Below are 22,256 nucleotides of genomic sequence, written 5' to 3' on the forward strand. Positions count from 1 at the left end.
TCTCATCATTTATAATGGGGTGATTGATTTGAAAATAAAAGGAATAAACCATCTGTTATTTTCTGTTTCTGATTTAGATGCATCTATTGATTTTTACACAAAAGTCTTTGACGCCACATTGTTAGCAAAGGGCCGAACGACAGCTTACTTCGATTTGAACGGGCTATGGCTTGCCCTCAATGTAGAAAAGGATATTCCTCGCCAAGATATCCATCACTCATACACACACATTGCTTTTTCAATTGATGAAGAGGATATAGATCACATGTACAACAAATTAAAAAATTTGAACGTCTACATCTTACCAAGCCGGCCGAGAGATAAAAAGGACCGTCAGTCCATCTACTTTACGGACCCTGATGGACATAAATTCGAGTTTCATACAGGAACCTTAAAAGACCGAATGGATTATTACAAGGAAGAAAAAGCTCATATGGAGTTTTTTGATAAATGATGAAAACGAAGAGGAAACAACAAAGTGCTATTCGTCATTTAATAGAAAGAATGGTAAAATATACATAGAAACGTGTAGCAAGCGATAGTCCTCCCCCCTTCTATACTAAAGGTGTTTTTATGCCGAGAAAGGAGGGGTCAGTTTGAGAACAAAACTTGTGCGTTCACGCGTTGAGAGACGCAAGAACAAAAAGAAAGAAGCTTGTACCTGCAAGTACAAGCTTTGGTTACTTATCTTAAATTCAATCCGAACTCTAGTCCAGTTCATAGCATGGATGATAGATAAGAGACCGTTCTGAATTAACCCTTAAAATGATAATGAAAAATAAAGTGGCACCTTCATTACCCCTAGTCAAGGTAATGCTGGTTCTATCTCGTTTCTGTTTTTTGGAGGGCTGCTTTATTTTTTCTATATTACTTCAGTATATTCATCACATGATAAATTTATACATAGAAAAAGCACACGGTAGTCAGCCGAGTGCTCAAATTAAATTTCTTTTCAGTTATATGGTGACGTTCAAGAAATTCACCTTGAAGCTCTCGTGCTTCAGTTTGAAAACTAGTTCAACTTAGTCCGAGTTGAACAAAAAACTTGTGCAATTACATGTTACCATAAGTATCAATTTGTTACCATAGATAAGCATACTTTTTTAACCTTCATGTGTAAAAAACTATAAGAGCTTTAGTTACAGTAATTTTAAATTAGAGTGAGCTTAATTTATTTTTTTATTCCTGCACAATGTTTAAAATGAATGATACAGCTTTTTTGTTGTTCAATTGATCAAATAAACTGAACAACAATCTATATAACTTAAAAATCAGATGTACTTTATGCCCTCCTACTTTCTATTGGCAACTGTATGACCTTGTTTAGCTAAATAAAAAAGAATCAGTATATAAAAAAACTGATTCCTTATATTGCATGAATCTATCTAAATCCTAAACAAGTTTTATTCAGGTCCCGCGAAACTTGTCGTAAAATGTTTCATGTGAAACATTGATCGTTACTTCCCTTCGATCAGCCTGCCAAAGCTTTCTGGTGAAAGCCCCGGTGAAATGCGGACGCGGTGCAAGGACATCATGCCTTGTTCCTTCTTTGCATGTCCTGGTTCAGTGGTGACAGCCATTTGGTATCCGGCTTCTTTCGCCAGCTTCAACGTCTCTTCATTATAGCGCCCGACAGGATAGCTGACCATTCTCGTACGCTGAGAAAATCGCTGATCGAAGAATGTCTTTGATCCTTTTAACTCCTCTTCCTGCTGCTGCTTTGATAATCGATTGAGCTCTAAATGATGAATCGTATGACTCTCAATCGATATCCCATGTGCCATCATCTCATCCATTTGCTCATCCGTTAAGTGATTTGGACGGCCAATGGATTGCTCAATCATAAAAATCGTCGCTTTCATTCCATATTGCTTTAAAATTGGAAATGCCTTTGTATAGTTATCGGTATATCCGTCATCAAATGTGATGAGAACATACTTTTCACTTGGTATCGAATTGGTCGTGAGAACTTGATATGCCTCTTCTGGCGACAGTGTGACATAGTCGTTTTCCTTCAGCCATTTCATATGAGATGCAAATTCGCTCTTTGGCACACGTAACGAGTTGCCGCTTGAGATACTATGATACATCAAAATCGGAAGCTCGACCGGCTCCTTTTGCTTCATCCAGTTTTTTGTCTCTATCACTGCTGTTTCTTTTTTCTGCTGAATATCTTTTGTTTGTAATGGACCCTTTTCCTCTTTGACGACTTGCTGGCTTCCTTCCGCCTGCTCCTTCATTCCCATACAGCCCGAAATGAGCAGCAGCATAAGACCAATCATCATCAGCATACATGTTTTCTTCATTCACCAATCCTGCTTTCTCTTTATCTACCGAATGATTATAACAGAAATTGGTTATTCATTGACAACTATTTTGACAGGGTATTCATTTTTTTACACATTTCGATCATTTCGATGGCGAGCAGATGAATGGTCTCTGTTGTGAGCATTTGATCTTCTGCGTGTATGAGCAGTAAAGAAAACGGAAGCTGTTCACCTGCCGCTTCTTTTTGAATCAGCGACAAGTGCAGGTTGTGGATGCTTCGAAAGGCTTCCTCCCCTTTTTCGATCAACTGCTGCGCTTTTTCAAAATCATCAGCTCTTGCTAGACGAATCGCTTCTACATAATGACTTCTTGCCTCGCCTGCATGGGCAATGATTTGAAAGGCTGCTCCCTGCATTTCCTCTAATACCGTCATCTGCTTCTCCTCCAATTACTCAAGATTCATTTGCTAGTTTCAGTGCATGCTCTAGAATTTTTTCTCCGTTCGCTGTTCCGTATAATCTCACATTGACGACATCGACAGGGATTTGATAAGGTGCCGCTGTTTTTTCTGCTGCTTTTTTCATAAAACTAACTTGCGGTCCAAGTAAAATCGCCTGTACATCCTCTCCATGCTCTTCTAGTTCATCCGCAATGGCTCCTTCAGGTATAGCATAAATATAGTAATCCAGCCTTTTAGCTTCTGCGGCAGCCTTCATTTTGGACACCACAATGGACGTTGACATTCCTGCTGCACAAGCGAGAATGATTCGTTTCATTTCTCATCACTCCTATTGATAAATGACTTCTGTTTCAACCTGCAGTTCCCTTGTTTTGATTAATGTCTGGTACCAATACGCAGATGCTTTCAGCTGACGATTTCGTTCATTCTCCAGCTGGATTTCGACTAATCCGTAGCGGTTTTTAAAGGCATTCATCGGTGAGACATTGTCTGTAAATGCCCAAAGCATATAGCCTGTGCAATTTGATCCTTCTGCTTTTGCTTGAAGTGCCCGCTTCAAATGCTGGCTGATAAATGAAATGCGATACTGATCATCAATGATACCGTCTTCTGTTTTAAACCGTTCTTCCTTTTCTACACCCATGCCATTTTCGGCCACAAACCACTCAATATTTCCGTATTCTTCTTTTATTCTCATCCCCATATCATAGACAATCTTCGGGTAGATTTCCCAGCCTCTGAAAGGATTCATTTTTCTCCCTGGAAGCTCAAGCATATCGTAATAATAGGATGGATGAAAAGGTGTCCCTTCGTTCCAAGCCTTACTCGGTGCCTTGACACGATGCGGATAGTACAAGTTAAGCCCAACGACATCCACCGTATGATTCTTAATGATCTGATGCTCTTCCGCTGTGGAATCGAAAAGAATATCATGCTTTTTCAACACATCGATCAGTTCCTCTGGATACTCCCCTTTGATGGAAGGATCTAAGAACACTCGATTAAAAAACAAGTCATACATACGTGCCGCTTCTCGGTCATGGGGGGCAGACGATCTTGCATACGTCACTTCTGGATTGAGAATCACGCCGATTTTGGCTCCTGCCGATTCATTCAACCCCATCTCCTGAAACAGCTTCACCACTTTTGCTGTTGCCAGAGCTTTATGATAGTTCCACTGCATCCATTTCTTCGTATTTTGCTCAAACGGATATCGTATCGCATCTAGATAAACACGTGTCTGAACAACAATCGGTTCATTAAAACTAAACCAATGCTTGACTCGGTCTCCGTAGCGCTCAAACACTTTTTCTGCATAGAGAACAAACAGCTCGACAACATGCTTTGATGACCATCCGCCGTACTTATCAAGCAAAACGGCAGGAAGTTCATAGTGCTCTAAGCAAAACATTGGTTCTACACCTGCTGCGATTAATTCATTGATCAGATCATCAATGTAACGAGCATAGGCCTCATCCACTATCCCATTCTCGTAATCTATGAGAAACCTCGACCAATTGATCGATGTCCTGTAATGTGTCAGGCCAATCTCTTTCATTAGGGCTACATCTTCAGGATAGCGCTCGTAAAAGTTTGTCGCACCAGCAGGACCATAGCCTTCGTGCCACACGTGATATCCTTCCTTATACCATAAGTCGATGTACGAGTCCTGATGCGCCCGCTTTCCCTTCCATCCCTCGGTCTGCCAAGCAGAAGCCGCAGCACCTAGGATAAAATCACTTGGAATCTCAATTCTGTTCATGTCGCCGCCTCCCTTTCTTCGTCTGAATGTTTATTCTGAATCTGGTGCTGCTTCTGGCTTGCGGTTAGACAATAGAACAAACGGTAAATAGATGAAAACAGCAACCACAATACAGATAAGCTGTGTGATGACAGCGCCCATACTGCCAGCAGTGGACAGCCATGCATTCACAAGCGGCGGTGTCGTCCATGGCACCATCACGACCGCTTTTCCAGCGAATCCAGTAGCCGTCGCAATATAACCAATCGTACCTGTCACAAGCGGTGTGACGATAAATGGAATCGCCATCACAGGGTTTAGCATGACAGGTAATCCAAAAATAACGGGCTCATTGATGTTGAACAGTCCGGGTCCTGATGAAAGCTTGGCAATGCTTCGCATCTCTTCCCTTCTCCCAGCAATAAAAATCGCAACCAAAAGACCAATAGTCACACCTGAACCACCTATGCTCATATACACATCCCAAAACGGCATTGTGATGATATTCGGGATTTCTTTTCCCTCTTGAAATGCTGTCATATTCACTGCAATCGATCCTAATAAGAGCGGCTCCCGGATCGGCTTAATCATCTGGTTGCCATGGATGCCGATCACCCAGAAAAATTGCGCCACAAACATCAACGTTAAAATCCCAGGCAGCCCCTGTACAACACTTTCTAACGGACGCTGCACCACGTTATACACTGCTTCATGCAAATAAATGCCTGTCACACGATGAAATGCAAAGCCGAATGAACTAATGATTGTAATTGTAATGATGGATGGGAAAAGTGACGAAAAAGATGTTGCCACATTCGACGGAACCGAATCCGGCATCTTGATTTGCAGCCATTTCACCTCGGTCAGCTTACAAAAAATCTCCACAGATACGATCGCAATGATCATCCCTAAAAATAAGCTTTTTGGATCAGAAAATTGTCTTGCCAACACGTCAACAACCTCACGCATCGATCCATCGACTTCAAGAAGAAGTGTCGTTGGAATAACAGATATAAATGAAATCAATGCCATCAATCCTGGGAACAGAGATTTGTGACCGTTGATTTTCCCAAGCTCAATCCCAATGAGGAACACAGCTCCAATGGTTAAAAAGTTCAGTGTGGCATAATTGATTGCCTTCATAATAGGCTGAAGCTCTGCTAAAAACCTGAATATCTCAAAATGAGCAAGCCCTGTTTCCGGGCTCATGATCATATTCGCCACCAGTACAGCAAAAGCTCCTGTAATGATGATCGGCATCAGTGTGACAAATGCCTGTTTAATCGCCATAATATATTTCTGGTTGGTGATGCGATAAGCCACATGCCCCATGACATCTGCCGCTTTCTCCTTGAAGCTCATGATCGTCTCCCCCTTTGCAAAAACTCGTGATCATCCTCCTTTTTGATGTTATTTTAAAAGCGCTTTCATTAACATCTAATCTTTTTCCTCACAGATGCGGAAATGGGTGTCGCGTTTTGTCATTTGGCTGCTCCAATACTTGAAGCGCAGCTGTCAGTTCTTCAAATGAAGCGGCTTTGATGAGTTGTTCCACCACTTCTTTCCGTTCTGTCAGCCGCACAAGAAATTGATAAAGCGACTGTAATTCTTTTTGATACGTCTTCTGGATGCTTAACAAGCATACGACTTGTACTCGATCTTCTCCCCACAGCACCGGCTTTTTCAACGTACAGATCGCACAAAACGTGTCATCTGTTGCCGGTTTAATTGGATGAGGAATCGCAACCAAATGACCGAAAGATGTGGGTGATACTTGCTCTCTTTCTAGCAATAATTGTTCAAACTCGTCTGGGATTCGATGCTGCTCCTTTAGCACGTTCACAAAAAATTGAAGAACCTCTTCCCTTGATTGGAGATCTTGCTGAAAAAATGTCAGCGCCGGACTCACATACCGCAAAACTCCTGTATCCTGTGAATTCTTCACAAATCGTTTCAGCCGCACAATATCATCGTCACTTAGAATCGTATGTACATCAATTACTGGCACCGGCAATGTATTCTGAAGCGGAATCGTACTAATAATAAAATCAATGCTTCTCAAATCATACGAAGGAAGTTCCCCGACACTTGCAGTTCCAGCGATCTCCAGCCTTCCGCTAAAAGCTGCCGTGAGTTTATGAAGAAGAAGCTGGCTGCTGGCGACACCCGTCGCACACACAATAAGACATGTCTTTCTCACATGCTGTGATTTTGTCCGCTCGATTGCAGCCCCAATATGAAGTGCCAAATATCCGATTTCATCCTCAGGAATCTCAACACTCTCTTTTTCCTTCAGCCATCTGCCCATATAAACACCCGCCTCAAACGCAATGGGATAATGCCTTTTAATGTCTGGTAAATAAGGATTTCGGATGTTCATATCGTATCTAAAACGATGAATGGCAGAACGCAAATGAAGACTTAAACCAACGATCAGCTCCTTATCAAACTGAATATCAAGTGATATGTGCTCCTCTACATAAGCAAGCAATTGGTGAGTGAAACGAAAATGATCTTCGTCCAGCAGATGAAATAGCGTATGGCCAGCCTCTCCATATGCCATCATCTTTGCCCCCATTAAGTGAATCGCGATGTACGCCATTTCAGATAATGGAAAATCAATCGCTAATATGCGGCGAATATCTTCTGCCATTTGTTGAGCTACCTGAAAAACTGGCTGCACTTGAATTTCTTTCAATTCCGCTTCTGGCATCTGAACCAGCTTTTTTTCTTCAATTCGTTTGCATGCGATGGCAATGTGGGTTACTAAATTACTTAAACCGATTTCTGATAGATGAAGTCCGGTAGCTTTTGTACGTGAACGCACGATGTCCTGAATCAATTGATACGTTTCTTCAGGTAACAGTGCAGCATTCGCATGCTCCTGCTGAAACACATGCTCTGCCATACAATATCTTAATTTCATTTCATCGCCTGTCAGACGAAGGCCATATTTAGGCCGGTGCGATATAGAAAGTCCATGCAATGAAAACAAGTGCCTGACAGCTTTCAAATCATTTTTCACTGTAGATTCACTCACAAATAATTCCTCTGCCAATGCCTCTAATTTGATATAGTCTTCTGACAGAAGCAGTCTTTTCAATAGATAAGCGACGCGATCCTCAGGCTGATTGGGAATGAACGGTTCCTTTTTCTCATTCCTTTCTCTCAGTGACGTTTTCAAAAATGTACGAAACGCTCCATAATCTTCAACGCTCAATGTATACCCTGCCCCGCGTTTAATATGCAGTGCGGCACCATGTTCTTCTAAGATCTTTTTAAGCGCTTTCATATCTGTTCGAATGGTTCGTGATGTGACTCCGATCACACGGGCAATTTCTTCACTTGTCAGTTCCTGCTCCGCTTGCATCAATCGTTTCAGAAGCTCCTCCTGACGTAGAGATAGCATGGGCTCTCCTCCCTTGGCATTTACTTTTGCCTATCATCATAAACGAAAATAGAACTCTTTGCCCAGTATTTCTTTCAAATCGGGAACCTAGATATGGCTCATTCGTATGAATATGAAACTAGAGGAGGGATGCTTTTATGTTTGTTGTCATTATCATATTAGCTTTTTTAGGAGCCATCATTGCCAGCTTGTTCGCATCAAATGATAAACGTGCATCTGCTAAGCGTTCTGCACATCATAGCTCAACGACGAGCACTTATACTGATTCGTATACCCATCACGCTTCTGAAGCCTCCTGTGGGAGTGATTCAGGTGACAGCGGCGGTGGTGGATGTGACTAAACAAAAAAACAGCCGCCTTTTAAGAGACGGCTGTTTCGTTTATGGTTTTAAAGAGCTTTCCAGCCCCGTTCAATCAAATGTTTAACATCCTTTGCAAAATCCTCGCCCTTTTCCATCACGTCCTGAGCTCTTCCTGCAAAGTTACTGGCAACAGCCAGCTCCATTTTTTTCAATTCAAAGTGTAAGATTTTTTGATCAATCTCTGTTATATATTTTTCATATTCATTGTTGACGACGTCGTGCATCACGCTGTAAGCATCTTTCCGGTGGCGATGAAAGTCGGTTCCTCTCTCGCCTTTCCATGACGAATCTAGTACAGGCTTCTTGATTTCTTTGATATCTGACTGGACAAGATCTTGTTCTGTTCGAATATTACTTTTGGCTGTCTTTAACCGAGAGATCATTTCGTCAAATTCTGCACGTTTGTTCTCAATTCCCATATGCAGATGGTGCAGCATCTCGGATAAACTCATGTCATCCACCTCTATCTGACCTCATACGAAAGCACGGCGTGAGCGCCTTTGGAAACCATCGACTCACTTGATTTTTCCAATCCTGACATTTCTATCGTTCTGCTTTCATTAAGTATAGTATAAGGCGAAAAGCCTCAGGCTTAAATAGGGAAAAGGTGTCCTTTTAGCGACGCGTTTGGAAGAAAAACGGAATAATACAAGGTCTTACACCCTGAATTTTATATGAGTCTTTAATACCACAATCACATTATGTCAATGGTACCCATAAATAAAAGCGATTGTGCTGATTATTTTGCAGCAATCGCTTCGTCTTGTTCTTTTAATGTTTTCACGTTAGAGCGTGTATCCTGAACATTTTTAATTAAGGCTTCTTTAAAGCTTGAGACCATTTCGCTCACTTCTGCTTCACGTGCCGTCCACTTGGTTACAAATTCAAGGCTGTTTTCACCCGCTTTATCTGCTGCTTTTTTCATCGCTAAAGCTTCGACGGCTTGGGAGACTTCATCTAGTTTATCCATGACTGTTTGGTAGTTTAACTTAATTTGTCCCATTGTGATATCCTCCAGATTTGTTCAGCACGAAACTCGTTTACAAGCTGCTCCATGCTTTTGAGATCAAGCGTTTTGCGTCCTCTACTGCGTCTTCTCCTTTTTCAGCAAGACGTGCGGCGTCTCCAGCTAAGGAACTGGCAAAGGATAACGCAGCTTGTTCTGCTTCTAATGTACTGATTTTGAATTCGATGCGGCTCACGTAGCGTGGGTATTTGTCGTTCACGATTGTTTGCAGCGCATCATGTGCTTCATTTCGGTCTGTTTTGAAATCCTGGCTTCGCTCACCTTTCCAAGAGGTCCCAAGCTTTGGCTGCTTGATTTGTTTTAAATCTGTTTCTGCGGCATCTTGTTCACGTTCAACCTTGCTTTTCGCCTTTTTGAGCCGAGCGATTTTCTCTTCAATTTCTGCTTTTTTATTTGAAATGCCACCGTTAAGGGCAGACAGCATATCCGATAAGCTCATATGGGTTCCTCCTCCTGTCAAAAAATAAAAACGCTGCTTAGAGTCTCTCTAAACGAGCGTAAGGTGAATAGCACTTTTTCCAATATTGTTATTATAAGGTTCAAAGACTCATGTTTGAATAGGGATTTGTACCCTTTTTATGGGATAAATATGCTTTCATTCTGCTCCTCACTCCCCCTTTCGACCTCTTTTATAGGAGGTCTAAATTCCTGTTCGTTTGCTATATGTCACATATAGTCTCACGGTCCTAGGACAAACAAAGCCGCCCCGTTCAGGAGCGGCTTTTGCAAACGGCTTATGAGGCCGATTCTTCTCTTTCTTGTTGATCTTTCACGTACCAAATGAATTTACCCGTATATCCGTAAATGATCGCAAGACCAATGGCGACAAAGCTCAACCACATAAATGGTAAATAAGAGAATGTCGATACGCCAAGAATTCCTGCCATGTAAATACCGTTATCTGACCATGGAACCATACCAGAGGTCATTGTTCCCCCAACCTCAGCGTTTCTTGATAGAACGCGTCTGTCTATTTTTAATTTATCATAGCTTTTTTCCATAATTTTCGGTGTAAGAATTAATGAAACGTACATTGCACAGCCGAAGATATTTGCGAAGAATGCAACAACAAGTGTAGATAGGGTTACATTCCCTGCATTATATAATTTCTTCTCGAAAGTAGCGACAATCACTTTTAAGACGCCGAGATATTCAAGTACTCCACCAAAACCAAGTCCGAGAATAATAACCACTAGAGATCCAAGCATATTCACAATACCGCCGCGATTTAACAGCGTATTTAAGAAATCTACATCTGAATTAATAGAGAAGCCATTGTATGCTGAACCAATCGCATCTGCTGGATTCATTCCTTGGAAAGCCATCGCCCAAATTGCTCCTAAAAGAGCACCAATGGCTATAACAGGCATTGAAGGTTTCTTAAATACGAGCAGTAATACAACCACTACTGCTGGAATGACCATCCAAATATTGATTGTGAATGTATCATGAAGAGCATTTTTCAAAAATTCTACTTTACCTTGATCAATGTTGCGTCCGCCATACATAAAGCCTGTAACTGTAAACATAATCGCTGTAATCACAAAGGCTGGTATGGATAAAACCATCATTGCTCGAACATGCGCCAGCACGTCCACTTTTGAAAGTGAGGAAGCGAGTACTGTACTATCTGATAATGGGGATAATTTATCTCCAAAATAAGCACCAGATAAGACGGCCCCTGCCACGATCGGAAGTGGAATCCCAAGACCTTCACCAATTGCGATCATCGCAATCCCTGCCGTTCCAACTGTACCCCAAGAAGTTCCTGTTGCAATGGACATGATTGCACAGATGACAAGTGTAGCTAATAAGAAAATATTAGGATGAATAAACTCTAGACCATAGTAGATGAGCGTAGGAACAACTCCACCTGCAATCCATGTTCCAACAAGTGCACCTACTGCAATTAAGATCAAAATAGCTTCTAACCCATTCGATATCCCTTTTGTGATCGCATTTTGGAGATCCTTATAGGAATGCCCCAATCGAATACCTAAAGCAATAACCATAAACCATGAGATAAACAATGCTAACTGAATATCTAATTTGAAGTAAAGAGTAAATGATAAAACAATTGCTAAAAACAAGCCAAGTACAGCTACGACCTCTAAAATAGATGGTAGACGTGGTGATTTCATTGTGTTTCCTCCCTTTGTGCGTGCGTTAAGCGTTTTCAAAATATTGTGAAAAAAGTGTGTCAATTCGAAAGAAAGTGAATTGCCTGTTTTTCTCTTTTTCACAGGCAATTCCACATATTAATAAAATAAAATTTTTGATATTATTATCGCTCTAGGAGCTCTGCACCCGCAATGCCAGGCTTTGTCATCTCGTATGGATTTAAGATAATATCAAGTTCTTCTTCCGTTAAAACATCGTACTGCAAGCAAAGATCTCTGATCGATTGCCCTGTTAAAATGGCTTCTCTTGCAATTCTAGCGGCTGCTTCATAGCCTAAGTGAGGGTTCACGGCAGTGATCACGCCTGCACTTTTTTCTACATATTCTTTCAAACGTATTTCATTTGCTTCAATGTCCGCTAAGCAATGATCTGTGAATGAGCGGAACCCATTATTCATTATACTAATAGACTGAAGCAAGTTAAAGACCAAAACAGGCTCCATCACATTTAACTCAAGCTGGCCTGCTTCAGAAGCAAGACAGATCGTGTGATCGTTCCCAATGACTTGGAATGCGATTTGGTTAATGAGCTCTGCCATGACTGGATTGACTTTCCCAGGCATGATGGATGATCCAGGCTGGCGGGCTGGCAATGCGATTTCAGCAAGACCTGCGCGCGGACCAGATGCCATTAAGCGAAGGTCATTGGCAATCTTAGACATGTTCATCATACATACTTTTAATGCGGCGGATACTTCTGTGTAAGCATCTGTATTTTGCGTTGCATCCACGAGATGCTCTGCGCCTACAAGAGGAAGACCAGATATATCAGCGAGCTTCTTCACCACGATTTCAATATAACGAGGATCTGCGTTTAAGCCTGTCCCAACAGCTGTTGCACCCATATTGACTTCATATAAATGCTGTTTTGATTGGTTGATCCGCTTAATATCACGGTTCAGCACACGGCTGTAAGCTTCAAATTCCTGTCCCAAACGGATTGGAACAGCATCCTGAAGGTGCGTACGTCCCATTTTGATCACATGATCGAATTCTTTTGCTTTCTTTTGAAAAACGTCCTGCATGGCTTGCATCGTTTCAAGCAGAATGTCTAACTGCTTGAGCACAGCAATGTGGATCGCCGTTGGGAATGAATCATTCGTTGATTGCGACATGTTCACATGTGTGTTTGGGCTTAAATGGATGTATTCACCCTTTTGATGTCCCATGATTTCTAGCGCTCTGTTTCCAATCACTTCATTGGCATTCATATTCATGGACGTTCCTGCGCCGCCTTGTATTGGATCGACAATAAAGTACTCGTGCAGCTTGCCTTCAATGACTTCATCAGACGCTTGAACGATGGCATTTCCAATGCCCTCATATAAACGTCCAACTTCCATATTGGCTTGAGCTGCTGCTTTTTTCACGATGGCAAAGGCTCTGATTAGTTCCTCGTGCATCCGATATCCTGTAATCGGGAAATTCTCTTTTGCACGAAGGGTTTGAACCCCATAATACACGTCTGCTGGAATTTCTTTTTCACCAAGAAAATCCTTCTCATAGCGATAAGTTGCTTGAACCATCTCTTATGACCTGCTTTCTATAGAATAGTTAAATCACTAAATCTTCTGCGATTGGCGTTTCCATAATCTTTTTGACTTCTCTTGGATCTGTTGTTTTGCCTAGTGCCCACATCAGTTTCGGCACGATGGCTTCTGTATTCATATTTCTTGAACGCGCCACCAATTCTTGATTGATCTTGCGTCCTACCTCATACACACTCATGTCTTCTCCTTCTTCAAGACACTGAGTGGTGATGACAACAGAAATGCCTTCTTCCAGCAATTCGTTGATCTTTTCTAAAAGGTTTCTTCCTTCGAAAGGAATTCCGCCGCTGCCGTAGCTTTCAATGACGACGCCTTTGTACATGCTTTTGACTGCATCTAAAAATTCTGGCTTCAGGCCTGGGTGCAATTTTAACAGACACACATCTGTGTTCAAGGATGCATCTAATTTAAGCGGTTTCATTGGTGTTCTTTTTACTTTGCTATTGTATTCAATTTGATGGTTTTCAATTGATGCAATATATGGGTAGTTAATGCTTTCAAATGCATCGTAGCTTTTCGTTCTTAGTTTGATCGCACGTGTTCCTTGGATGACCCTGCCATCAAACACGACATACACGCCGCCAACACCGTCACATGCAAAGCGAATCGCATCTGTGATGTTTTTCTTCGCATCTGTTTTCTTAAAAGTAATCGGAATTTGTGAACCTGTAATCACGATCGGCTTATCAGGATTTTGCAGCATATAAGACAGCGCTGCTGATGTATAGGCCATTGTATCGGTTCCGTGAGTAACGACAAACCCGTCATACTGGTCATAATTCTCATAAATGGCTGTTGCGATATCAACCCAGTATTCAGGCTGCATATTTGTACTATCTATACTCATTAGGGACTTTGTGTCCATTGTATATTCTGCATTAATTTCGTTTAAATAGCTCAAAAGATCCTCAGCTTTAACACCTGGAGCTAAACCATTTTCACTCTCTACAGATGCAATCGTCCCACCAGTCGTTAAAAGCAATAATTTCTTCAACAGGTCCACCTCTTTCGTAAAATTACTTCGTTTGTCACACATATTATAAGCTAGCTTGTGCTATTCTATAATATACGCTTTACGCGTACCTTCATTGCCATTATAGTCACATAACGCGAATTAATCAAGAAATTGTTACGCATAACGCGTACATTCTATGTCAAAATATGATATACTGTTGTTGTAAATAAAGGAGCGTTCATGTATGATACTCGATCGTTTAACCACCCTTAGAAAAAAGAAAAAATGGTCTCTCCAGCATACGGCAGATCGCCTAGGTATCGCCAAAAGCACCTATGCCGGTTACGAATCTGGGTACCGACGACCTTCGCTTGAAGCAGTGAAGCTGCTGGCTGATTTGTATGATACGTCCATTGATTTTTTACTTGGTAGAACGGACGAGCCAGAGATACAACGCAAAATCTCTGATATCAAAATTGAACTGACGGAAGCAAAAGAAGGAACCATTTATGTAGACGGCGTTCCCCTAAATGATGAAGAAATCAAACAGCTTGTTGCCTTTATTCGGGCGAAAAACACTCTAAAAGTATAAACACAGAAAAGAGAGGCTCCTTATAAACAGGTGCCTCTCTTTCCTTTTCCAATCTCAATATGAGGACGACAGCTGGCTTAATTCCTCTAGCCGCCGCTTCGCCTCTTCTTTATTAAACGAACTATAATAGCGATAATTCTCCTCATCTAAGATGCGGTAATGCTGACTAAGTACATTTTGCTGAAGCCGAAACGTGCCTTTTTTGACAGACGTCCTCCACCAAACCTTGCCGCCAATCGTACGCTCTACTGATAGATGTAATTCGTCATGTGCCACAACTTCCAAAATCTCGAGCGGGTCATCCCCTAGGGTTCCTTTCAAAATGTCACTATCTCTGAATAATGCACATACGGCCGCGGATTGCGTCCAGTTGAGACGCAGCCTGTTTTTTTCAACCTGCTGTAGATGCCGTTTTGATAGACCAAGTACCTCCGCCATACGATCCTGCGTATAATCCTTTTCTTTTCGAATCCGTGCCATTTGTTCTGTGACGAGGTCGATTACCATCTCTTTATCCATCTCTCATCACCTCTTTCGAGTGTTCAGTCTTTACTGACATCATACACGATTTCTTCGAAAAAGTGGCGCCTCATCCTATAGAATTCTGACAAAAACAGCTTAGTCGCTCTTCTCTTCTCCTTGGCCATGCTGCTGTCTCCAATTTTCTTGGGCTGTCTGATGTAAATATGGATAGATCTCCTGTTTGACGGTCTGCTCAAATACTTCTTCATCTAAAATGCTGTACGCCGGAATTTTGATCAATTTCCCATCTACTTTCCGAATGAGCACATCCATGAAAAGAAATCCTCTTATACTGTAACGATGCCTGCGCATGTCAATTGATTGAATATCTTGAAAAGGAACCGTCCGCTCCCGGTGCAGTACAGCGCCATTCTCTCCGCGCTGAATGCGAAAAATCACATTTCCCCTCTTCGTAAAAGCAGGCAAAATCATCAAAAAGGAGATCCAGCCATAGACAATACCTAATAGTCCGCCTAAAAATAAAAACAATGTATAGTTCGATTCAAATGTAAGAGCTTCTGAAAATAACCAAATACCGATGATACCGAAGCCGCCCGTTGCTAAGAATGCCCATACTCTTAAAAAAGGTCTGCTCCTTACTTCTATTACTTCACTTGGATTCAAGCGTCATTCTCCTTTTCTCCATTAGAATATAGAACGTAACCCGTCTTGATGAGCCGTCTCAATGCGAAATTGATTTTCTTTTATTCCTGATACAAGCCACGATTGGTTCTCACCTGGAATCACAAATATCATGGACTCCACATCAGGCGTATTATTTTTGTCATAGACGACCTTCATGAGAGAGTCCATCTTTCCTTTTCTCGTCTGTACATCAGAAATAAATGCCTTCACGAGCTCTTGATTCTCTGCTTTATTCAGGAAGGATGGCCACTCATTTTTCGCTTCGCTTGCTTGCTCTAACAGCATTTCAAATTCCTCTGCCTGCAGACTGATGACAGGTTCAGGGTGATCATTCATCTGTATATTGAAAAAGGATGTCACTTGCTCCTCTGCCTGCTGATCGCTGTTCAGTTTGCGAATCTGATGCACTTGTTGATCATAAAGCGTATGATGCGCATATACACCGGCCTGTGTTGTGTGAAAAGAGGTGCTGACTTCTTCATCTGTGTCTCCAAATTTAGATGCCTTGATCGTGTGAGAGGCATCATTCATCGCCTGGATGAAATGACGGTATTCCGCTTTATAACGGTATTGTCTGTTTCGAAATTCCAGTACACCTTTTGCAAGCAAAGAGCGGCACGCAATTTCAAATAAAAACCCAAGGCGCTCGTCCTCTACTTCAGGATAATAGGCCTCCTTTAAGGACATGCCTTGTTCAAAATAGCCTTCACTGTAAAAACTAAAGATGAGTTCCTCAATACTTAGACTTAGCTGATCCAACTTGATCTCTCCTTATCCAAAAGAAAATGCACCCTTAAAGAAATCGCCTGCACCCTTTATGAGCGAATCTGCGGTTTCTTTTGTTTTTTCTATCCCTTTATGTATCGCCTGATTTGCCTGATCAATGGTATCATTCACTGCTTTCACACCTTGACCCGCCAGTTCGAATGCTTTTTTCCCTTTATCCACGACTGCATGAATCGGGTCCTTTAATTTCACTGCCATCTGTTCAGCAAAACCGGATGTCAGCTTGGCGACTTTTTCTCCAATAAATCCACCTACTGCTGAACCAATGGCTCCGCCAACAACGGTTCCAATCGGACCTGCAAAGCTGCCAAGAGCACCGCCGACAACGGCACCTGCGACAGAACCGCCAGCGATAAAGACCGTATTGTTCACTGCATTTCCAACAGCCTTTGCATTTTCACGCTTAAGAACTTCTGGCTGATCACCGAATTCTGCATAGTTCTCGGCAATTTTCAATCCACAGCCAACCGTTTCTGTTGCACCAGTGACAACTGTTGCAATGATGGCATTTCCTTTCGCAAATCTTGCACCATTTTTCAGAACAGACTTAATCGCAGCCGTGTCCTTCCAATTAATACTTCCTTTTGTAAAATCACGAACACTGTTTGTGAACGCAACTGTATCGTCAGGATAAAATTTTGTGAATTTCTTATGGACCAAGTCAGCCATCGGCCAGTTCGATCGTTTTAATAATTCTTTTTTACTCAGCCAAATCCTTGCTAACCGGTCAAATCTCGTTCCTTCTACCCGGCTGGTCAGATCAAGCAGCAGCTTTGAATGCTGCGCTGCATATCGGCCATTCTCTTTAATGAAAGTCGTCATCCCAAGCCCGTAATATTTCGCCTGCATCATCACGATACCAGCTAAGCTCGTGAGTGTACCATATTGATCATAGATACTGTACAATTTCCGCAATATATCATCTGCTTCGACCATTTTATCTGTTGCATGAAGAATGGCAATATCATCACTGCTCAATTTGCTGATTAATGCCTGTCCTGCTCCCCATGCATCCCCGACACCAGAAAAACAGCTTCTATACCGAGGATCGCAGCCTAAAATCAGCCCGTCCAGTTCACTATGTAAATCGCGGTGCTTCGTTTCAATGGCTGACAGCTCACCTACAAAATCATTCGCCAGCCCAGTCAGCTGATCTGGATCAACCACAATGTCACGTGCCATCACATCATCTCCCTTCTCGGTTTCTTTCTCTCCGTTCTTCTCGTCTCTTTCGCTCAAGCTCTTCCATTCTGGCAATTTCAGCTTTACGCTCCTCAATTTTAACCGCTGCATCCCGCAGTTCCTGACTTGTTTCAAGCAAATCTTTTTCAAATTGATCGTAACGTGCCGTTGTTTCTTCAAAGCTTTGATCAAATTTATCCCTTGCTTCTCCCTGCCAGCCTGATCCTACTGCCTTCAGCCGATTTTCCAGCAGCTGCTTGGACTGCCGAATCTCATCAGCCGCTTCCTGAAACTTTTGAGCGAGTGCCAGCGTTTGACTAGAATCCAACTTTCGCACCCCTTTCTCCCAATTTAACGTACAAATGGATGATTTTATATGTCCTCATTATAAATAAAAAGACACCCAAAAAAATCACCCTAAAGAACCATTCAGCACATTACCTAATGAAAGTAGGCCTTTTTCCTCTCTAATTGCCAGAGAAAGCCTTTCTTGTTATGAAGCGCATTCAAGACGTGATAAAATGGACGTATTCTACAAAAGGAGTGACGTATAGATGAAAGAGGAAATGATTCAGCGTTTCACAAGTTATGTGAAGGTAGATACGCAGTCAGATGCAGAAAAGGAAAGCTGCCCATCTACTGAAGGACAATTGAACCTGGCGAGACAGCTTGTTGAAGAGATGAAATCCATCGGGATTCAAGAAGTGACTATGGATGAAAACGGCTATGTCATGGGAACAATCCCATCTAACACAGACAAAGACGTGCCGACCATTGGCTTTTTGGCTCATATCGACACAGCCACTGACTTCACCGGCAAAAATGTAAAACCACAGCTCCATGAGAACTATCAAGGCGGCGACATTACCTTAAATGAAGATCTACATATCGTTTTATCTCCACAACAGTTTCCAAATTTACAAAAGTACCAAGGACATACGCTGATTACAACAGATGGCACAACCCTGCTTGGTGCAGATAACAAAGCTGGTATCGCAGAAATTATGACAGCAATGCATTACCTCATCGAACATCCAGAAATCAAGCATGGAAAAATCCGCGTCGCTTTTACGCCAGATGAAGAGATTGGCAGAGGGCCGCACAAGTTTGATGTTGATGCCTTTGGCGCTTCCTATGCGTACACAATTGACGGCGGACCGCTTGGCGAGCTGCAATATGAAAGCTTCAACGCAGCAGGCGCGAAAGTATCCATTAAAGGAAACAACGTCCACCCAGGAACAGCAAAGGACAAAATGGTCAGCGCTGCGAAAATTGGGATGCTCTTTCACAACAAACTGCCTTCTGAAGAATCTCCAGAATATACAGAAGGCTACGAAGGCTTTTTCCACCTGACGAAATTTGTAGGGGAAGTAGAAGAGGCTGAGCTGCAATATATTATCCGTGATTTTGATAAAGAGAAATTCAACAATCGCAAGGCACTGTTTGAAAAAATAGCAAATGACTTAAAAGCCACATACGGAGAAAACAGCATCGCCCTCAGCATTCAGGATCAATATTATAATATGAGAGAAAAAATTGAGCCGGTGAAACATATTGTGGACATTGCTCATGAAGCCATGGAAAATCGCTCAGTAACACCGGTCATTGAACCAATTCGCGGCGGCACAGACGGCTCCCAGCTTTCATATAAAGGTCTCCCAACGCCAAACATCTTTACTGGCGGGGAAAACTTCCACGGTAAATATGAATTTATTTCCGTTGAAAACATGGTGAAAGCAACCGAGGTTATCGTTGAAATTGCCCGTTTATTTGAAGAAAAAGCATAAACATGTTTACAACCGTTCCTGTTCGGGAACGGTTTTTTAATAAAAGTTTACAATTTTCTGAAACTTTTATGACACTTATTCGTACTAATAGAGACAACCCCAGAAAAAATTCTTCTTGACGAGTGAAATAACTGGAAATATAATAGTTAAAAACAACCAGTATTTTAGACCTAAAATAGCAGATTGAATGAACCTTAAGAACTAAACCAAGTCTGCTGCTTATTTTCAGTTATAAACATCACTCACCCTGTCTACACTTAAAGAATAGGATGAATTGGAGGAATGTCATATGATGATTTTATTGATTATCGCTTCACTTTGCTGCTACTTACTATTCTCTTTCAAAAAAGATAACCGCACCCAAAAAAGAAAAAGCGCAGAGCTTTCGGAGTTTGAAATCTTTCGTATGCGCCGCCACTACAACGGAAAACGCCGTCACCCACTAAACGATGCACCTAAACAAGTATAAATCCAAATAAAAGAGCCTCATGAGGGGCTCTTTTGTTGAATAAACAGCAAAAAACGACCATTGAATCTGGTCGTTTTTCTTTTTATTTATATACCTTCGCAGGCACTTGAATCATAGGAATTCCAACATAATAAGGTGAAATTTCATATGGCTGGAAGACAACAGCAATTCCCTTTTTCGTGAAGTAATACTGCGTGTTGTAGTTGATTTCAATGTCGCTTTTTTTCAGGTTCGCGTAGAATTTGCTTTTATGTTTCTTTGTGTAGTTATAAATATAATCTCTTACTTTCGTACGCTTTTTCTTTGTTTTCACAACGTCTGTCAAGAACAGCTGCTTTGTTTTTTTCTTTGTTAACACATAGTTCATGCTGGAAACCATCGTGTCTCCGTGCATTCCCCCATCATTCATGTAATCATAGTTTAAGATACTTAATTTCTTCCCATTGTTAAATTTCGTTAGAAACGATCTCTCGTACGTGATCTTCCCAAAGCCTTCTTTTTTCGCTTCGTCCTTTAAGTACAAGTAAGTAGAATAAGAAAAAGCGATATCTTCTTTTAAATCACGATTGATGGTTTTCATATGCGTCTTGCTTAGATTTTTCACCTGTGCATATTTGAACGTTTTTTTCTTCTTATAATAGTGTGTGCTTACTTTTGCTTTTTTTGCTTGTTTGGCATCAGCAGATCCAACTGGCGCAAACAAGGAAACAATCAGTGAGAAAATGAGCAGGCTGATCGTTAGGCCTTTTTTCATTGTCATAGTAAAAACCCCCATTTTTGTCTATTACCAAATGAGTATACCATGACAAAAGAACCAAAAGAAGTATTTTTTCCATATTATTCTTCATTTTTCCACATCGGGTTTGTTTCCCTTGATTTGTTCATTTTGAAAATTAAACGATAAAACCATTGACTTTTCCCTGAAAAGGTTGAATAATTGTGTTTATTAAGAAAATTGAATCAAAAGGTAACCTTATTAAGAGTGGTGGAGGGACTGGCCCTGTGAAACCCGGCAACCGCTGTTCCTAGGAACAGAATGGTGCTAATTCCTTAAGCAAGCAAATGCTTGTTTGAAGATAAGGCAGAGTTCTCACAGTATATGATGCTCTTCCTTATCTAAGGAAGAGCTTTTTTATTTGATTTTTTAACCTGAAGAAAGAAGGGATTCAGCATGACACAAGTACAAACCATTGGAAAGAAAACAACAAAACCGCCATTCCGCGCAGATCAAGTAGGAAGTTTACTTCGTTCAGAGCGCATCAAGGAAGCACGCAGGCAAAAAGCAGACGGTACGCTGACAGCAGAGCAGCTCCGGCAAATTGAAAACGAAGAAATTACACGTATTGTAGAGAAGCAAAAAGAAATTGGGTTAGAGGTTGTCACAGATGGTGAATTCAGACGTGCATGGTGGCATTTTGACTTTCTTGAAGGACTCGATGGAGTGGAAGGATTTGAAGCAGATCAAGGCATTCAATTCCATAACACAACGACAAAAGCAAGAGGGATCAAGGTAACAGGCAAGATCGATTTTACAGATCATCCAATGCTGGAGGATTATCGTTTCCTTCAAAGCATCGCTGGTGATCATACGGCTAAAATGACGATTCCAAGTCCAAATATGCTCTTTTTCCGTGGAAAGCTTGAAGAAGGAGTGTATGACAGCTTAGAGGAATTCCACCATGATGTGGCACAAGCGTATAAGAAAGCCATCCGTGCTTTTTATGATGCAGGCTGCCGCTACTTGCAGCTGGATGATACGGCATGGGCAGTGTTCTTTTCTGAAAAAGGCCATGAACAAATCAAAGCCTTTGGCCGTGAAGAAGATGAACTTCGTGAATCGTTTGCGAAGACAATCAATGAAGCTGTTGCCGACCGCCCAGAGGATTTGGTGATTACGATGCACATTTGCCGCGGTAACTTTAAATCAACTTGGGCAGCTGAAGGTGGTTACGAAGCAGCAGCAGAAACTATTTTCGCCGGCTTAGATCTTGATGGTCTCTTTTTAGAGTTTGACGACGATCGTTCTGGCGGATTTGAGCCCCTTCGATATGTGAAGAACCCAAACCTTCAAATCGTACTAGGCCTTGTCACTTCAAAATACGGTGAGCTTGAGCCAGTTGAACAGATTAAAAAACGCATTGAGGAAGCGGCTCAATATGTGGACATTAACCAAATCTGTTTGAGTCCACAATGCGGATTCGCCTCTACAGAGGAAGGCAACCTGTTAACAGAAGAGCAGCAATGGGAAAAGCTGCGTCATGTGATTGAGATTGCTGATCAAGTGTGGACTTCGTAGTCCCTCAAAGACAAAAAAAAGACAA

At 41.7% G+C, this 22,256-nt stretch carries 24 protein-coding genes and 1 riboswitch; of the genes, 6 read left to right on the forward strand and 18 right to left on the reverse strand.

Features of this window, described 5'->3' with window-relative positions; translation table 11 throughout:
- The first annotated feature begins 28 nt into the window (after positions 1 to 28).
- Positions 29 to 454 carry a FosM family fosfomycin resistance protein gene (gene fosM / locus BAE31_RS12190; RefSeq protein WP_075621469.1) on the forward strand — a complete coding sequence of 142 codons (426 nt, stop codon included), beginning with the start codon at positions 29 to 31 and terminating at the stop codon, positions 452 to 454.
- A 1,003-nt stretch (positions 455 to 1,457) separates the two neighbouring features.
- Here the strand turns inward: fosM and BAE31_RS12195 are convergent.
- From BAE31_RS12195 to BAE31_RS12220, 6 genes are all read right to left on the reverse strand, one after another.
- A complete protein-coding gene (locus tag BAE31_RS12195; RefSeq protein WP_041108392.1) occupies positions 1,458 to 2,306 on the reverse strand; it encodes a polysaccharide deacetylase family protein in 849 nt (282 codons plus the stop codon).
- A 65-nt stretch (positions 2,307 to 2,371) separates the two neighbouring features.
- On the reverse strand, positions 2,372 to 2,701 hold the full coding sequence (locus tag BAE31_RS12200; protein ID WP_024423898.1) for a PTS sugar transporter subunit IIA: 330 nt from the start codon (positions 2,699 to 2,701) through the stop codon (positions 2,372 to 2,374).
- Between the two features lie 19 nt (positions 2,702 to 2,720).
- Positions 2,721 to 3,044 carry a PTS sugar transporter subunit IIB gene (locus BAE31_RS12205; RefSeq protein ID WP_041108394.1) on the reverse strand — a complete coding sequence of 108 codons (324 nt, stop codon included), beginning with the start codon at positions 3,042 to 3,044 and terminating at the stop codon, positions 2,721 to 2,723.
- A gap of 12 nt (positions 3,045 to 3,056) precedes the next feature.
- On the reverse strand, positions 3,057 to 4,490 hold the full coding sequence (locus BAE31_RS12210; RefSeq protein WP_041108396.1) for a glycoside hydrolase family 1 protein: 1,434 nt from the start codon (positions 4,488 to 4,490) through the stop codon (positions 3,057 to 3,059).
- Positions 4,491 to 4,520: 30 nt separating this feature from the next.
- Positions 4,521 to 5,831, reverse strand: a complete 1,311-nt coding sequence (locus BAE31_RS12215; protein ID WP_024423901.1) for a PTS sugar transporter subunit IIC — start codon at positions 5,829 to 5,831, stop codon at positions 4,521 to 4,523.
- A gap of 88 nt (positions 5,832 to 5,919) precedes the next feature.
- Positions 5,920 to 7,878, reverse strand: a complete 1,959-nt coding sequence (locus BAE31_RS12220; protein ID WP_076840536.1) for a BglG family transcription antiterminator — start codon at positions 7,876 to 7,878, stop codon at positions 5,920 to 5,922.
- 137 nt (positions 7,879 to 8,015) lie between these two features.
- Here BAE31_RS12220 and BAE31_RS12225 point away from each other — a divergent pair, with 137 nt between their 5' ends.
- A complete protein-coding gene (locus tag BAE31_RS12225) occupies positions 8,016 to 8,219 on the forward strand; it encodes a hypothetical protein (protein WP_024427523.1) in 204 nt (67 codons plus the stop codon).
- Positions 8,220 to 8,266: 47 nt separating this feature from the next.
- On the opposite strand, the gene BAE31_RS12230 is transcribed toward BAE31_RS12225, so the two are convergent.
- The 6 genes from BAE31_RS12230 to BAE31_RS12255 form a co-directional block, all read right to left on the reverse strand.
- Positions 8,267 to 8,692, reverse strand: a complete 426-nt coding sequence (locus BAE31_RS12230) for a YwqH-like family protein (RefSeq protein ID WP_076840537.1) — start codon at positions 8,690 to 8,692, stop codon at positions 8,267 to 8,269.
- 287 nt (positions 8,693 to 8,979) lie between these two features.
- Positions 8,980 to 9,243 (reverse strand): YwqI/YxiC family protein, encoded by a 264-nt coding sequence (locus tag BAE31_RS12235; RefSeq protein WP_024423905.1) that lies wholly within the window; start codon positions 9,241 to 9,243, stop codon positions 8,980 to 8,982.
- 37 nt (positions 9,244 to 9,280) lie between these two features.
- The gene (locus tag BAE31_RS12240; RefSeq protein WP_041118256.1) at positions 9,281 to 9,706 is read right to left on the reverse strand and encodes a YwqH-like family protein; all 426 of its coding nucleotides are present in this window, start codon (positions 9,704 to 9,706) and stop codon (positions 9,281 to 9,283) included.
- Positions 9,707 to 10,001: 295 nt separating this feature from the next.
- Positions 10,002 to 11,408, reverse strand: coding sequence for a Na+/H+ antiporter NhaC (gene nhaC / locus BAE31_RS12245; protein ID WP_041108535.1), 1,407 nt, complete (start codon positions 11,406 to 11,408; stop codon positions 10,002 to 10,004).
- 143 nt (positions 11,409 to 11,551) lie between these two features.
- Positions 11,552 to 12,973, reverse strand: coding sequence for an aspartate ammonia-lyase (gene aspA, locus BAE31_RS12250; protein WP_076840538.1), 1,422 nt, complete (start codon positions 12,971 to 12,973; stop codon positions 11,552 to 11,554).
- 28 nt (positions 12,974 to 13,001) lie between these two features.
- Positions 13,002 to 13,991, reverse strand: a complete 990-nt coding sequence (locus BAE31_RS12255; protein WP_024427527.1) for an asparaginase — start codon at positions 13,989 to 13,991, stop codon at positions 13,002 to 13,004.
- A 205-nt stretch (positions 13,992 to 14,196) separates the two neighbouring features.
- Here BAE31_RS12255 and BAE31_RS12260 point away from each other — a divergent pair, with 205 nt between their 5' ends.
- On the forward strand, positions 14,197 to 14,544 hold the full coding sequence (locus tag BAE31_RS12260) for a helix-turn-helix domain-containing protein (protein ID WP_024427528.1): 348 nt from the start codon (positions 14,197 to 14,199) through the stop codon (positions 14,542 to 14,544).
- Positions 14,545 to 14,598: 54 nt separating this feature from the next.
- On the opposite strand, the gene BAE31_RS12265 is transcribed toward BAE31_RS12260, so the two are convergent.
- From BAE31_RS12265 to BAE31_RS12285, 5 genes are all read right to left on the reverse strand, one after another.
- The gene (locus BAE31_RS12265) at positions 14,599 to 15,063 is read right to left on the reverse strand and encodes a helix-turn-helix domain-containing protein (protein WP_041108407.1); all 465 of its coding nucleotides are present in this window, start codon (positions 15,061 to 15,063) and stop codon (positions 14,599 to 14,601) included.
- Positions 15,064 to 15,162: 99 nt separating this feature from the next.
- Positions 15,163 to 15,690, reverse strand: coding sequence for a YfjD family protein (locus BAE31_RS12270; protein ID WP_076840539.1), 528 nt, complete (start codon positions 15,688 to 15,690; stop codon positions 15,163 to 15,165).
- Between the two features lie 21 nt (positions 15,691 to 15,711).
- Positions 15,712 to 16,470 (reverse strand): hypothetical protein, encoded by a 759-nt coding sequence (locus tag BAE31_RS12275; RefSeq protein WP_076840540.1) that lies wholly within the window; start codon positions 16,468 to 16,470, stop codon positions 15,712 to 15,714.
- 12 nt (positions 16,471 to 16,482) lie between these two features.
- Complete coding sequence (locus BAE31_RS12280) at positions 16,483 to 17,679, reverse strand: DUF6861 domain-containing protein (protein ID WP_076840634.1); 1,197 nt, start codon at positions 17,677 to 17,679, stop codon at positions 16,483 to 16,485.
- 4 nt (positions 17,680 to 17,683) lie between these two features.
- Positions 17,684 to 18,007, reverse strand: coding sequence for a WXG100 family type VII secretion target (locus tag BAE31_RS12285; RefSeq protein ID WP_024427532.1), 324 nt, complete (start codon positions 18,005 to 18,007; stop codon positions 17,684 to 17,686).
- A 226-nt stretch (positions 18,008 to 18,233) separates the two neighbouring features.
- Between BAE31_RS12285 and pepT the strand changes: the two genes are divergently transcribed.
- Together pepT and BAE31_RS12295 are read left to right on the forward strand one after the other, a co-directional pair.
- Positions 18,234 to 19,466, forward strand: a complete 1,233-nt coding sequence (gene pepT / locus BAE31_RS12290) for a peptidase T (RefSeq protein ID WP_076840541.1) — start codon at positions 18,234 to 18,236, stop codon at positions 19,464 to 19,466.
- A gap of 289 nt (positions 19,467 to 19,755) precedes the next feature.
- A complete protein-coding gene (locus BAE31_RS12295) occupies positions 19,756 to 19,935 on the forward strand; it encodes a hypothetical protein (protein ID WP_008345664.1) in 180 nt (59 codons plus the stop codon).
- 82 nt (positions 19,936 to 20,017) lie between these two features.
- On the opposite strand, the gene BAE31_RS12300 is transcribed toward BAE31_RS12295, so the two are convergent.
- Entirely contained in the window at positions 20,018 to 20,695 is a 678-nt protein-coding gene (locus BAE31_RS12300) for a DUF3298 and DUF4163 domain-containing protein (RefSeq protein ID WP_076840542.1), read from the reverse strand.
- Between the two features lie 210 nt (positions 20,696 to 20,905).
- A riboswitch (SAM riboswitch) is annotated at positions 20,906 to 21,018 on the forward strand.
- A gap of 88 nt (positions 21,019 to 21,106) precedes the next feature.
- On the opposite strand from BAE31_RS12300, the gene BAE31_RS12305 reads away from it, so the two are divergent.
- Positions 21,107 to 22,231: a 5-methyltetrahydropteroyltriglutamate--homocysteine S-methyltransferase gene (locus tag BAE31_RS12305; protein ID WP_076840543.1), complete on the forward strand. Its 1,125-nt coding sequence runs from the start codon at positions 21,107 to 21,109 to the stop codon at positions 22,229 to 22,231.
- The last annotated feature ends 25 nt before the right edge of the window (positions 22,232 to 22,256 follow it).

It is taken from the genome of Bacillus sp. I-2 (assembly GCF_001974945.1).
GTDB classification, from domain to species: domain Bacteria; phylum Bacillota; class Bacilli; order Bacillales; family Bacillaceae; genus Bacillus; species Bacillus safensis.

Coding starts and splice junctions, on each gene's coding strand:
- pepT (WP_076840541.1), top strand. CDS start 18,234: ATGAAAGAGGAAATGATTCAGCGTTTCACAAGTTATGTGAAGGTAGAT.
- BAE31_RS12200 (WP_024423898.1), bottom strand. CDS start 2,701: ATGACGGTATTAGAGGAAATGCAGGGAGCAGCCTTTCAAATCATTGCC.
- BAE31_RS12195 (WP_041108392.1), bottom strand. CDS start 2,306: ATGAAGAAAACATGTATGCTGATGATGATTGGTCTTATGCTGCTGCTC.
- BAE31_RS12260 (WP_024427528.1), top strand. CDS start 14,197: ATGATACTCGATCGTTTAACCACCCTTAGAAAAAAGAAAAAATGGTCT.
- BAE31_RS12265 (WP_041108407.1), bottom strand. CDS start 15,063: ATGGATAAAGAGATGGTAATCGACCTCGTCACAGAACAAATGGCACGG.
- BAE31_RS12210 (WP_041108396.1), bottom strand. CDS start 4,490: ATGAACAGAATTGAGATTCCAAGTGATTTTATCCTAGGTGCTGCGGCT.
- BAE31_RS12305 (WP_076840543.1), top strand. CDS start 21,107: ATGACACAAGTACAAACCATTGGAAAGAAAACAACAAAACCGCCATTC.
- BAE31_RS12240 (WP_041118256.1), bottom strand. CDS start 9,706: ATGAGCTTATCGGATATGCTGTCTGCCCTTAACGGTGGCATTTCAAAT.
- aspA (WP_076840538.1), bottom strand. CDS start 12,973: ATGGTTCAAGCAACTTATCGCTATGAGAAGGATTTTCTTGGTGAAAAA.
- BAE31_RS12230 (WP_076840537.1), bottom strand. CDS start 8,692: ATGAGTTTATCCGAGATGCTGCACCATCTGCATATGGGAATTGAGAAC.
- BAE31_RS12280 (WP_076840634.1), bottom strand. CDS start 17,679: ATGGCACGTGACATTGTGGTTGATCCAGATCAGCTGACTGGGCTGGCG.
- BAE31_RS12300 (WP_076840542.1), bottom strand. CDS start 20,695: ATGACAATGAAAAAAGGCCTAACGATCAGCCTGCTCATTTTCTCACTG.
- BAE31_RS12215 (WP_024423901.1), bottom strand. CDS start 5,831: ATGAGCTTCAAGGAGAAAGCGGCAGATGTCATGGGGCATGTGGCTTAT.
- BAE31_RS12295 (WP_008345664.1), top strand. CDS start 19,756: ATGATGATTTTATTGATTATCGCTTCACTTTGCTGCTACTTACTATTC.
- nhaC (WP_041108535.1), bottom strand. CDS start 11,408: ATGAAATCACCACGTCTACCATCTATTTTAGAGGTCGTAGCTGTACTT.
- BAE31_RS12225 (WP_024427523.1), top strand. CDS start 8,016: ATGTTTGTTGTCATTATCATATTAGCTTTTTTAGGAGCCATCATTGCC.
- BAE31_RS12205 (WP_041108394.1), bottom strand. CDS start 3,044: ATGAAACGAATCATTCTCGCTTGTGCAGCAGGAATGTCAACGTCCATT.
- BAE31_RS12235 (WP_024423905.1), bottom strand. CDS start 9,243: ATGGGACAAATTAAGTTAAACTACCAAACAGTCATGGATAAACTAGAT.
- BAE31_RS12220 (WP_076840536.1), bottom strand. CDS start 7,878: ATGCTATCTCTACGTCAGGAGGAGCTTCTGAAACGATTGATGCAAGCG.